General features: G+C 70.9%; 6 protein-coding genes. 1 reads left to right on the forward strand and 5 read right to left on the reverse strand.

The genetic code is table 11. From position 1 onward, the window contains the following. Positions 1-177 precede the first annotated feature (177 nt). Both treS and ACFZAM_RS10885 read right to left on the reverse strand, forming a co-directional pair. Positions 178-1878 carry a maltose alpha-D-glucosyltransferase gene (gene treS, locus ACFZAM_RS10880; RefSeq protein ID WP_355349586.1) on the reverse strand — a complete coding sequence of 567 codons (1701 nt, stop codon included), beginning with the start codon at positions 1876-1878 and terminating at the stop codon, positions 178-180. Further along, positions 1875-3860, reverse strand: a complete 1986-nt coding sequence (locus ACFZAM_RS10885; protein WP_391044652.1) for a maltotransferase domain-containing protein — start codon at positions 3858-3860, stop codon at positions 1875-1877. The genes treS and ACFZAM_RS10885 overlap by 4 nt, the downstream gene beginning before the upstream one ends. A gap of 721 nt (positions 3861-4581) precedes the next feature. On the opposite strand from ACFZAM_RS10885, the gene glgP reads away from it, so the two are divergent. Continuing rightward, positions 4582-7191, forward strand: a complete 2610-nt coding sequence (glgP, locus tag ACFZAM_RS10890; RefSeq protein WP_355349580.1) for an alpha-glucan family phosphorylase — start codon at positions 4582-4584, stop codon at positions 7189-7191. A 760-nt stretch (positions 7192-7951) separates the two neighbouring features. Here the strand turns inward: glgP and ACFZAM_RS10895 are convergent. The 3 genes from ACFZAM_RS10895 to ACFZAM_RS10905 all read right to left on the reverse strand — a co-directional run bounded on the left by ACFZAM_RS10895 (position 7952) and on the right by ACFZAM_RS10905 (position 12395). Then, positions 7952-9514, reverse strand: coding sequence for a DEAD/DEAH box helicase (locus ACFZAM_RS10895; RefSeq protein ID WP_391044655.1), 1563 nt, complete (start codon positions 9512-9514; stop codon positions 7952-7954). Positions 9515-9565: 51 nt separating this feature from the next. Beyond that, positions 9566-9769, reverse strand: coding sequence for a cold-shock protein (locus ACFZAM_RS10900; RefSeq protein WP_188279682.1), 204 nt, complete (start codon positions 9767-9769; stop codon positions 9566-9568). A gap of 277 nt (positions 9770-10046) precedes the next feature. Continuing rightward, positions 10047-12395: a M4 family metallopeptidase gene (locus ACFZAM_RS10905; RefSeq protein ID WP_391044828.1), complete on the reverse strand. Its 2349-nt coding sequence runs from the start codon at positions 12393-12395 to the stop codon at positions 10047-10049. Positions 12396-12447 lie beyond the last annotated feature (52 nt).

The following is a 12447-nucleotide window of genomic DNA, read 5'->3' on the forward strand; positions in this document are numbered from 1 at the left end:
TGACGATCATGTGTCAGCGAGCCGACGTACGACGGAATGCGCCCCGCGGGTGCTGCTGGGGTACTCCGGATACTGCCAGGGGTCCGGGATGCCCGCTACTCGGAGCGGGGGCCGGCCGCGGGGGCGGTGTGCCACCCGCGTCGGCTGCGGGGGGCCGGTCGCTCCGGCCCCCCGCCGTCACACCTGCTCGCGGCGGAGCCGGAACCAGTAGAAGCCGTGGCCCGCGAGGGTGAGCAGGTACGGCAGTTGACCGATCGCGGGGAAGCGCACCCCGCCGATCAGCTCCACCGGGTGCCGCCCGGCGAAGCTCCGCAGATCCAGCTCGGTGGGCTGGGCGAACCGCGAGAAGTTGTTCACGCACAGCACGAGGTCGTCGCCGGACTCGCGCAGGAACGCCAGCACGGCCGGGTTGCTCGACGGCAGCTCGGTGTAGGAACCGAGCCCGAAGGCACGGTTCTGCTTGCGGATCTCGATCATCCGCCGCGTCCAGTGCAGCAGCGAGCTGGGTGAGCTCATCTGCGCCTCGACATTGGTGACCTGGTACCCGTAGACCGGGTCCATGATCGTGGGCAGGTAGAGCCGTCCGGGGTCGCTGGACGAGAAGCCCGCGTTGCGGTCGGGGGTCCACTGCATCGGCGTACGGACCGCGTCCCGGTCACCGAGCCAGATGTTGTCGCCCATGCCGATCTCGTCGCCGTAGTACAGGATCGGGGATCCCGGCAGGGAGAGCAGCAGCGCGGTGAACAGCTCGATCTGGTTGCGGTCGTTGTCCAGCAGCGGTGCCAGCCGCCTGCGGATGCCGATGTTGGCGCGCATCCGCGGGTCCTTGGCGTACTCCGCGTACATGTAGTCGCGTTCCTCGTCGGTCACCATTTCGAGGGTCAGCTCGTCGTGGTTCCGCAGGAAGATGCCCCACTGGCAACTCGCCGGGATGGCGGGAGTCTTCGCCAGGATTTCCGACACCGGGTAGCGCGATTCCCGCCTGACCGCCATGAAGATGCGCGGCATGACGGGGAAGTGGAACGCCATATGGCATTCGTCACCGCCCTTGCGGAAGTCGCCGAAGTAGTCGACGACGTCCTCGGGCCACTGATTGGCCTCGGCCAGCAGCACGGTGTCGGGGTAGTGCGCGTCGATCTCGGAGCGCACCTTCTTCAGGAACTGGTGGGTACGCGGCAGGTTCTCGCAGTTGGTGCCCTCCTCCTGGAAGAGATAGGGCACCGCGTCCAGCCGGAAACCGTCGATCCCGAGGTCGAGCCAGAAGCGCAGCGCGGCCAGGATCTCCTCCTGCACCCGCGGGTTCTCGTAGTTGAGATCCGGCTGGTGGGAGAAGAACCGGTGCCAGTAGTACTGCTTGCGCACCGGGTCGAACGTCCAGTTCGAGGTCTCGGTGTCGACGAAGATGATGCGGGCGCCGTCGTACTGCTTGTCGTCGTCCGCCCAGGTGTAGAAGTCCCCGTACGGTCCCTCCGGGTCGCTGCGAGACTGCTGGAACCACTCGTGCTGGTCGCTCGTGTGGTTCATGACGAAGTCGATGATCACGCGCATGCCGCGCTGGTGCGCGGCGTCCACGAATTCCACGAAGTCCGCCAGGTCGCCGAATTCCGGCAGCACGGCCGTGTAGTCGGCCACGTCGTATCCGCCGTCCCGCAGCGGTGACGCGAAGAACGGCGGCAACCAGAGGCAGTCCACGCCGAGCCACTGGAGATAGTCCAGCTTGGCGGTGATGCCTTTCAGGTCGCCTACGCCGTCTCCGTTGCTGTCCTGGAAGGACCGGACGAGGACTTCGTAGAACACCGCCCGTTTGAACCAGTCGGGATCACGGTCCTTGGCCGGTGTGTCCTCGAAGGTGTCAGGGACGGGTTCGTTGACGATCAACTGAGTGACCCTCCGATCGAAGGAGACGGTCGCAGCGACAGGACATGCGCGGGCGCGCGGCCCGGCTCAAGGCGCACATAGTTGTCTCTGCCCCAGTGGTAGGTGTCCCCGGTGAGCTCGTCGCGCACCGGGTATGACTCGTGCCAGGAGAGCCCGAGTGCCGGCATGTTCAACGAGACGGTGGCCTCCTGGGTGTGGAACGGGTCCAGGTTGACGACCACCAGTACGACATCGTCGTCGCGGCGCTTGGAGTAGGCCAGTACCGCGCTGTTGTCCACTGGGTGAAATGTGATGTCCCGTAGCTGCTGGAGCGCCGGGTGACGGCGGCGCAGCCGGTTGAGCGTGGTGATCAGCGGGGCGAGCGAGCGGCCCTCGGCCTCGGCCGCCGCCCAGTCCCGCGGCCGGAGTTCGTACTTCTCCGAGTGCAGGTACTCCTCACTGCCGGGCTTGGCAGGGGTGCCCTCACACAGTTCGAAGCCCGCGTAGACGCCCCAGGTGGGCGAGAGCGTCGCGGCGAGCACCGCCCGCGCCTCGAAGGCCGGACGGCCGCCGTGCTGGAGGAAGGCGTGCAGGATGTCGGGGGTGTTCACGAAGAAGTTGGGCCGCATCCACGCTGCCGCCTCCCCGCTCAACTCCCGCATGTAGTCGGTCAGTTCACTCTTGTCGTTACGCCAGGTGAAGTACGTGTACGACTGCTGGAAACCGATCTGGCCGAGGGTGGCCATCATCGCGGGACGGGTGAACGCCTCCGCCAGGAAGATCACGTCCGGGTCGGTGCGGTTGATGTCCGCGATGACCTTCTCCCAGAACACCACCGGCTTGGTGTGCGGATTGTCCACCCGGAAGATCCGCACCCCGTGCGCCATCCAGTGCCGCAGCACCCGCAGGGTCTCCCTGACGATGCCCGCGAAGTCCTCGTCGAAGGCGATCGGGTAGATGTCCTGGTACTTCTTCGGCGGATTCTCCGCGTACGCGATCGTGCCGTCCGCGCGGTGCGCGAACCACTCCGGGTGCTTGGCCACCCACGGGTGGTCGGGCGAGCACTGGAGCGCGAAGTCCAGCGCCACCTCCATCCGCAGCTCGCGGGCCCGCTCCACGAAGTGGTCGAAGTCCGCCAGGGTGCCCAGGTCCGGGTGGACGGCGTCGTGCCCGCCCTCGGGGGAGCCGATCGCCCACGGCGAGCCGACGTCGTCGGGGCCGGGCGTCAGGCTGTTGTTCGGGCCCTTGCGGAAAGCTGTGCCGATCGGGTGAATGGGCGGCAGATAGACCACGTCGAAACCCATCGCGGCCACCGCGGGCAGCCGCTCGGCCGCGGTGCGGAAGGTGCCCGAGCGCGGCGGGGCGCCCTCTTCGAGCACCGCCCCCTCCGAGCGGGGGAACAGCTCGTACCAGGACCCGTACAGCGCCCGCTCCCGCTCCACGTGCAGCGGCAGCGGCCGGGAGGCGCTGACCAGCTCGCGCAGCGGATACCGGTCGAGTGCGCCGACCACGTCGTCCGCCAGCGCCGCCGCGTGCCGGGCGGCGGGGGTGCGCGAGGCGTCCCGCAACGCGTCCACCGCGGCCAGCACGCCCGCCCTGCCGTCGCTCTTGGGCACCCCCGCCGCCGCCCGCTCGTGCAGCAGCGCGCCCTCGGCCAGCACCAGTTCGGTGTCGATCCCGGCGGGGATCTTGATGCCCGCCGCGTGCCGCCAGGTCGCCACCGGGTCGGACCAGGCCTCCACGCAGTACGTCCAGCGCCCCTCGGCCGTCGGGGTGACGCGCGCGCCCCACCGGTCCGTGCCGGGCTCCAGCTCGCGCATCGGCGTCCACGGCCCCGACCTGCCGGTCGGGTCCCGCAGCACCACGTTCGCGGCCACCGCGTCGTGCCCCTCCCGGAACACGGTGGCGGTCACCTCGAAGGTCTCTCCTGCCACCGCCTTCGCCGGGCGGCGGCCACAGTCCACCAACGGACGGACATCGACGACGGGAATACGACCGATCATTGCCTCACCTGACAGCGCTGTGGATGGGACGGCGGAGATGGGGGGCGCCGGACAGCGGCCCACGGCGGCGGCGAGCAGCGTCGCGACGGGCCGCTCCCTCGCGGGCCCCCGCTCTTTTTAGCTGTTCCGGGCAGTGCGGGCTTGCCTGCATGGCCGCTCCAGTCCGCGTTCACTCGTGTGGAGGTGATAGGTGACGATCCGGGACGATTGCTGCCATGACTGTGGTGCCGTACGTGTGGTGCCGTGGGACCTGACGGTGCGTTGTGACGCTGTGTGGTGCAGTCTCGTGCTCCGCGCGAAGCCCCGCAATCGGAGCCTGCCCACGCTCCGCGAGACGAAAGCACCTCACCGAAGCGTTTCGGGAGCGCGTCACGAATGCTCAATCCGCCACCCCCGACCTGCCCCTGACGCCATTGTGGGGCCGACCACGGGCGCGCCTGACACGCGCCCCCGAGAGCGCCCCCGCGCACGCCCCCACCGTACGCGAAGCACCCGACACGCCCGCGTACGGCCATACCCTCACGTCACCCGGAACCCCCAGGGCGACGGCGGTCACGCGCCGGGCCGGTGACCCCCGACCGGGGCCGTACGACCTGCCCCGCCCACCGGCGTGATCCGCACTGCGACCGGTCGCTTCCGTGAGCCGCCGTTCGCGCGTTTGAACCACCGGATCGTGGACACTGGCCGCAGGCCCCCCGCCATCGGGTCTACGGTCGAATACGTGAAGGCAATCCGTCGATTCACCGTGCGCACCGTCCTGCCGGAACCTCTGCGCCCGCTCGGGGAGCTGGCCCAGAACCTACGCTGGTCATGGCACCCGGAGACCCGGGAGCTGTTCCAGAGCGTCGACCCCGTGGGCTGGCGGGCCGCCCAAGGCGACCCCGTGCGGCTGCTCGGCGCCGTGTCCAAGGAACGGCTTGCCGCGCTCGCCGGGGACCGGCGCTTTCTGCGCCGCCTGGCCGCCGCGGCGGAGGAACTGGCCGACTACACCAGCAACCCCCGCTGGTATCAGGAACAGAGCGACCTGCCCGCAGCCATCGCCTACTTCTCACCCGAATTCGGCATCACCGCCGCGCTGCCGCAGTATTCCGGCGGCCTCGGCATCCTCGCCGGCGACCACCTGAAGGCCGCGAGCGACCTCGGCGCCCCGATCATCGGCGTCGGCCTGCTCTACCGGCACGGCTACTTCCGCCAGACCCTCTCCCGCGAGGGCTGGCAGCAGGAGCAGTACCCCGTCCTCGACCCCAACGAACTGCCCGTCACCCTGCTCCGCGAGACGAACGGCGCCCCCGCCGAGGTCTCCCTCGTCCTGCCCGGCGGCCGATCGCTGCGCGCCCAGATCTGGAAGGCCCAGGTCGGACGCGTCCCGCTGCTGCTCCTCGACTCCGACGTCGAGGCCAACGAACCCGCCGAGCGCGACGTCACCGACCGGCTCTACGGCGGCGGCAGCGAGCACCGGCTGCTCCAGGAGATGCTGCTGGGCATCGGCGGCGTCCGCGCCGTCCGCGCCTACTGCCGGATCACCGGCCACGCCGAACCCGAGGTGTTCCACACCAACGAGGGCCACGCCGGTTTCCTCGGCCTGGAGCGCATCCGCGAACTGGCCCTCGAAGGGCTCGACTTCGACGCGGCGCTGGAGGCCGTACGGGCCGGGACGGTGTTCACCACGCACACCCCCGTCCCCGCGGGCATCGACCGCTTCGACCGCGAACTGGTCGGCCGCCACCTCGGCGACGGCGGCGAGCTGCCCGGCGTCGACATAGGCCGCGTCCTCGAACTGGGCATGGAGACCTACCCCGGCGGCGACCCCAACCTGTTCAACATGGCGGTGATGGGTCTGCGGCTGGCCCAGCGCGCCAACGGCGTCTCCACCCTGCACGGCTCCGTCAGCCGCGAGATGTTCGCCGGGCTCTGGCCGGGCTTCGACCCGGAGGACGTGCCGATCACGTCCATCACCAACGGCGTGCACGCGCCCACCTGGGTCGCCCCCGAGGTGTTCCGGCTCGGCGCCCGGCAGATCGGCACCCAGCGCGCCGAGGACGCCCTGATGGTCGGCGGCGCCGACCGCTGGGAGGCCATCGCCGACATCCCCGACGCCGCCGTCTGGGAACTCCGCCGTGAACTGCGCGAACAGCTCGTGGAGGACGTACGGCGCCGGGTCCGCGAGTCCTGGCGGCAGCGCGGCGCGGGAGAGGCAGAACTGGGCTGGACCGACAGCGTCCTCGACCCCGACGTGCTCACCATCGGCTTCGCGCGCCGGGTCCCGTCGTACAAGCGGCTCACCCTCATGCTGCGCGACCAGGACCGGCTGATGGACCTGCTGCTGCACGCCGAGCGGCCGATCCAGATCGTGGTCGCGGGCAAGGCGCACCCGGCCGACGACAGCGGCAAGCGGCTGGTCCAGGAGCTGGTCAGATTCACCGACGACCCCCGGGTCAGGCACCGCATCGTCTTCCTGCCGGACTACGACATGCGGATGGCGCGGCTGCTCTACCCCGGCTGCGACGTCTGGCTCAACAATCCGCTGCGCCCGCTGGAGGCCTGCGGCACCTCGGGGATGAAGGCCGCGCTCAACGGCTGCCTCAACCTGTCGGTGCTCGACGGCTGGTGGGACGAGTGGTTCGACGGCGACAACGGCTGGGCGATCCCCACCGCCGACGGCGTCGTCGACGAGGACCGCCGCGACGAGCTGGAGGCCGCCGCGCTCTACGACCTGCTGGAGAAGCAGGTCGCGCCGCGCTTCTACGACCAGGGCGCGCAGGGCCTGCCCGGCCGCTGGATCGAGATGGTCCGGCACACCCTCACCACCCTCGGCCCGAAGGTGGTGGCCGGCCGGATGGTCCAGGACTACGTCCGCACGCTGTACGCGCCCGCCGCCCGTTCGCACCGCGCCGTACACGGGGAGGAGGCCGGGGCGCTGGCCGCCTGGAAGCGGCGGGTACGGCAGCAGTGGCCGCGGGTCTCGGTCCAGCACGTGGAGACCGGCTCGGTCGGCGGCACACCGGAGCTGGGCTCCACGCTCACCCTCCGGGTGGAAGTCGCCCTCGGCGAGCTGGACCCGACGGACGTCGACGTCCAGCTCCTGTCCGGCCGCGTCGACGCCGCCGACCGGCTCGCCGATCCCACCGTCGCCTCGCTCAAGCCCACCTCCCGCACCGACAGCGCGGGGCGCTACCACTACGAAGGGCCTCTCACCCTCGACCGCACCGGCCCCTTCGGCTACACCGTCCGCGTCCTCCCCACCCACCCCCACCTGGCCACTCCCGCCGAGCTCGGCCTGATGGCCATCCCCCCGGAAACGGAGGGCATGACCGCCGGCCTCCTCCGCTAACCGCCCTCCGACCGGGGCCCGCCTCCTCAGCGGGGCTGGCCTCCGGCCGGGGGCTCGCCTCCGGCGTGGGGCCGGCCTTCCGGCCGTGGGCTCGCCTCCGGCGTGGGGCTGGCCTTCCGGCCCGGGCTTGGCCCAGCGCCTCCGGCCTGCCCGGCTCGTGCGGTGCAGAGGGCCGGAGGCTTCGGGTCGCCGTGTCGGCCTGCGGCCGGGGGCTCGCCTCCGGCGTGGGGCTGGCCTTCCGGCCCGGGCTTCGCCCAGCGCCTCCGGCCTGCCCGGCTCGTGCGGTGCAGGGGGCCGGTGGCCCCGGTTCGCCGTGTCGGCCTGCGGCCGGGGCTCGCCTTCGGCGTGGGAAGCGTTGCGGCCCCGATCCGCCGGTCGGCCTCCGGCAGGGGCTTGCCTCCGGTGTGGGGTTGGTCTTCCGGCCGGGGTTTTGCTTGGTGCCTCCGGTCTGCCCGGCCTGTGCGTGCAGGGGGCCGGAGGCTTCGGGTCGCCGGGTCGGCCTGCGGCCGGGGGCTGTTTCGGTGCCGCGCGCCCGCCGAACGGCGTCCGGCCGGGGGCCCGCCTCTGGCGTGGGAACCGTTGGGCGGTCCCGGTTGGCCTCCGGCTCGTGTGGTGCAGGGGTCGGAGGCTTCGGGTCGCCGTGTCGGCCTGCGGGCGGGGGCTGTTTCGGAGCCGCCCGGCGGCCGAGGCGGTGCGGCGGAGAGGGGGAAGCGCCCCCGCCGAGGGGATCGGCGGGGGCGCTTCGGTGTGCGGGGTGGGGTCAGGCCGCGCGGCCTGAGCTGCCGGTGTCGCCGCCGCGGGCGCGGCGGCCCACCGCGCCGCCGCGGCCGGCGGCGGCGCCGGGGCCGGTGCGGCGGCCGCGGCCGGTGCGGCGGCCGCGGCCGGCGGCGCCCTCGTTGGCGGTGGCCCCGGTACGGCGGGATGCGGCCTTCTTGGCGGGCTGCTGCCGCTCACCGGCGGAGGCGGCGCCGCCGCGCCCACTGCCGCCACGACGGCGGCGGGACGGGGCCGCGCCGGGAGCCTTGGCCTTGGGCGCCGGGACCTCGGCGGCGGGCAGCGTGACCGGGGTGCCGGACGGCTGCCGGGCACCGGTGATCCTGACCAGATCCGCGTCGCCCGGACGGACCCGGGCGGTGTGCGGCCGGATACCGGCCTGCGTCATGAGCCGGGCGTTCTCGCGCCGCTGCTCGGGCAGCACCAGCGTGACGACCGTGCCGGACTCACCGGCCCGCGCCGTACGCCCGCCGCGGTGCAGATAGTCCTTGGCCTCGGTCGGCGGATCGACGTTCACGACCAGGTCGAGACCCTCGATGTGAATCCCGCGCGCCGCGACATTCGTGGCCACCAGCGCGTCGGCCGTCCCCGTACGGAACTGGTCGAGCGCCCGGTTCCGCTGCGGCTGCGACTTGCCGCCGTGCAGCGCCACCGCCCGCACCCCGAGGCCCAGCAGGTGCTTGGTGAGCCGGTCGGCGCCGCGCTTGGTGCCGACGAACATGATCACGCCGCCCTGCCGGGCGGCGATCTCCGCGGTCACCGCCCGCTTGGTCGCCTCGTCGACGTGCAGCACGTGGTGCTCCATCGTCGTCACCGTCGCGGACGACGGGTCCACCGAGTGCGTGACAGGATTCTTCAGGAACCGCTTGACCAGCTTGTCGACATTGCGGTCCAGCGTCGCGGAGAACAGCATCCGCTGCCCGCCCGGCTTGACCTGCTCCAGCAGCCGCGTGACCTGCGGCAGGAACCCCATGTCGGCCATCTGGTCGGCCTCGTCCAGTACCGTCACGCCGACCTGGTCCAGCGAGCAGGCGTGCCGTTCGATCAGGTCGAAGAGCCGGCCGGGGGTCGCGACCAGGATCTCGGCCCCGCCGCGCAGCGCGGCGATCTGCTTGGTGATGGAGGCGCCGCCGACCACCGCGGTGGTCCGCAGCCCGAGCACCTTCGCGTACGGCGCGAGCGCGTCGGTCACCTGGGTGGCCAGCTCGCGGGTGGGCACCAGCACCAGCGCCAGCGGACGCTTGGCGTCGGCGCGGCGGCCGAGCGCCTTGACGCGGGTCAGCATCGGCAGGCCGAAGGCCAGCGTCTTGCCGGAGCCGGTACGGCCGCGGCCGAGCACGTCACGGCCGGCGAGCGAGTCCGGCAGCGTCGCGGCCTGGATCGGGAACGGTTCTGTCACCCCGTCGGCGTCCAGGGCGGCGACCAGCGCCGGGTCGAGCGGAAGCTCGGAGAACAGCTTTACGGGGGACACGGGTGACAAAAGCGGGATTCCTTCCTCGGGCCGCCACGGCGGGAGCCATTGCGGCGGCTGCACGCGAGAGGCCCGCACCGTGCGGTGCGGGCCTCCCGTTACCGAGCGTCGCGGCCCGGTTACTCTGAATTAGAGCGGACGGATGTTCTCCGCCTGCGGGCCCTTCTGGCCCTGCGTGACGTCGAACTCGACCTTCTGGCCCTCAAGCAGCTCACGGAAGCCCTGGGACTGAATGTTCGAGTAGTGGGCGAACACGTCCGGGCCGCCACCCTCCTGCTCGATGAAGCCGAAGCCCTTTTCCGAGTTGAACCACTTCACGGTTCCGGTAGCCATAACAATCTCCCTATGGTGGGGCAGTTTCCAAACCCGCACTGTACGGATATGGGTCGCTGTAGATGATCACCCCACACCGGAGAAATCCGGCAAAACAAAAGTGCGCCCGGAATCGCAATCATCCAGGCGCACAAAAAGTTCTGGGTACCACAACTGCAACGCGACCAGCATACCAGAGTCCTGCGGCCTCCGGTCGATCTTGTCCCGGCGAGTTCCTCCGCCCGGGTCCTGCGGCGGGTGGGGACCCGCCGCAGGACTCAGACACGAGCCGTACGGGCTAGCTGACGTTGACCGCCGCGTCGTCGATCAGGAACGACGTCGCGAGGGAGGCGTCCTCGGTGCCGGTGAACTTCAGGCTGACGGTCTGGCCCTTGTAGGAGGACAGGTCGACCGAGCGCTGGACGTAGCCGGTGCCCTTGTTGACGTTGGAGTAGGTGACCAGGGTCGTGCTGCCCGCCGTGAGGGTGAGCTTGTCGTACGCCGTGGTCGTGGAGGTCTCCTGGCTGCTGATGTAGAGCCAGTAGGTGAAGGTGGCGCTGGTGCACGAGGCGGGGATCGTGACCGACTGGGCGAGCGTGTCGGTGTGCGTGGTCCCGTAGCCGTTCAGCCACGCCTTGTACGAGCCGCCGTGGGACGCGGCGCCGGTGCTGTTGTCGATCACGCCCGACGTCGTCGTCCAGCCGGTGTTGCCGCTCTCGAAGCCCGGGTTGGTCAGGAGCTGCGCCGCGGTGCAGCCGCCGCCGCCCGCGCTGGTGACCGTCCAGGTGAAGGTGGCCGTACCGGTGGCGTTGGTGGAGTCCTTCGCCGTGACCGTCACGCTGGAGCTGCCGGTCGCGGTCGGGGTGCCCGAGATCAGGCCGCTGGAGGCGTTGATCGACAGACCGGCCGGCAGGCCCGTCGCGGTGTAGGTCAGCGCGCCGCCGTTGGTGGTGCTCGCCTGGATCTGGAGGCTGGCCGCGGTGTTCACCACGGTGGACTTGGCGCCCGGGTTGGTGACGGTGACGCCGCTGGGCGTGGTGACCCGGCTGCCGACGTTGATCGCCGCCCAGGTGTTGGCGACCGTGTTGTACGTGGCGCTGTTGGCGCCCCACAGGTCGGCCGCCGCGAGCAGCGACTGGGTGCGGGCCGACGCGTAGTTGGTGGTCGAGGTGAAGCGCTCGGTGAGCGCCTTGTACCAGAGCTTGAGGGCGTTGTCCCGGCCGATGCCGGGCACCGACAGACCGTCGGAGGTCGGGCTGTTGTAGCTCACACCGCCGATGACCTTGGCGCCGCTGCCCTCGGAGAGCAGGTAGAAGAAGTGGTTGGCCGGGCCCGACGAGTAGTGCACGTCGAGGCCGCCCAGGCTGGAGGACCAGTAGTCCTTCGAGCCGCCGTCCTTGCTCGGCTGGTCCATGTACCGCAACGGCGTGCCGTTGCCGTTGATGTTGATCTTCTCGCCGATGAGGTAGTCACCCGGGTCGGAGGTGTTGTTGGCGTAGAACTCCACGCCGGTGCCGAAGATGTCCGAGGTGGCCTCGTTCAGACCGCCGGATTCACCCGAGTAGTTCAGCCCCGCGGTGTTGGAGGTGACGCCGTGGCTCATCTCGTGGCCCGCGACGTCGAGCGCGGTCAGCGGGTGCGTGTTGCCGCTGCCGTCGCCGTACGTCATGCAGAAGCAGGAGTCGTCCCAGAAGGCGTTGACGTAGCTGTTGCCGTAGTGGGCGCGGGAGTACGCGGCCACACCGTCGCCGCGTATGCCGCTGCGGCCGAAGGTGTTCTTGTAGAAGTCCCAGGTCTCCTGGGCGCCGTAGGCCGCGTCCACACCGGCGGTCGTGGCGGTCGACGGGTTGCCGTCGCCCCACGTGTCGCTGGACTGCGAGAACAGCGTGCCGGTGCCGGAGGTGCCGTGGTTCAGGTTGTACGTCTTGTGGCCGCCGCGCCCGCCGTCGGTCAGCGTGTACGTCGACCCGGACTGCGTGGTGCCGATGGTGACCTGGCCGCTGTACTCACTGTTGCCGATGCCGGTCTCGATGCCCTGGTACTCGTACAGGCGGTTGCCGGTGCTCGCGTCGGTGATGACGTGGAGCTGGTTCGGCGTGCCGTCCTCCTGGAAGCCGCCGATGACGGACTCCCAGGCCAGTACGGGCGTACCGGACGCGGCCCAGATGACCTTGTGCGGCGCGCCGACCGCGGCCGGGGAGGCCGCGCCGTCCGCCTTCGCGCGGGCGAGCGCCGTGGTCTTCGCCGAGTCCGCGCTCTTGACCGCGGTCGTGCTGGCCACCGCTACCGAGGCGTTGGTCGCCTTGTCGACACCGGTGGTCGCCCCTGCGGCGTCCTGGTGCACGATCAAGTCGCCGCCGAGGACCGGCAGGCCCTGGTACGTACGCTCGTAGCGGGTGTGGACGGTGCCGTCGGTGTCCTTGGTGACGGACTTGACGACCAGCTTCTCACCCGAGCTCAGGTGCAGCGAGGACGCGGTGGCCGCGCTCTTGGTCTGCGCCTGCGAGACGAGGGTGGCCTGCTGGGCCGGGGAGAGCGATGCGGGCAGCGCACCCGCTCGCGGCTGAACATGTGTACTGGCCTGGGCCGTTGCCTGCCCGGGTACGCCTGCTGAGGCCGTACCCGCGGGCAGTGCGACCGCCAGCATCGCTGCACCGGCAATCAGCACTCCTGCTGCTGTTGCCTTGCGGGGGGATCTG

This window comes from Streptomyces sp. NPDC008079 (assembly GCF_042957385.1).
Taxonomy (GTDB): Bacteria; Actinomycetota; Actinomycetes; order Streptomycetales; family Streptomycetaceae; genus Actinacidiphila.

Bases quoted from the DNA above. Each gene is read 5' to 3' on its own strand.
- ACFZAM_RS10900 (WP_188279682.1), bottom strand. From the start codon at position 9,769: ATGGCTACCGGAACCGTGAAGTGGTTCAACTCGGAAAAGGGCTTCGGC.
- ACFZAM_RS10885 (WP_391044652.1), bottom strand. From the start codon at position 3,860: ATGATCGGTCGTATTCCCGTCGTCGATGTCCGTCCGTTGGTGGACTGT.
- ACFZAM_RS10905 (WP_391044828.1), bottom strand. From the start codon at position 12,395: ATGCTGGCGGTCGCACTGCCCGCGGGTACGGCCTCAGCAGGCGTACCC.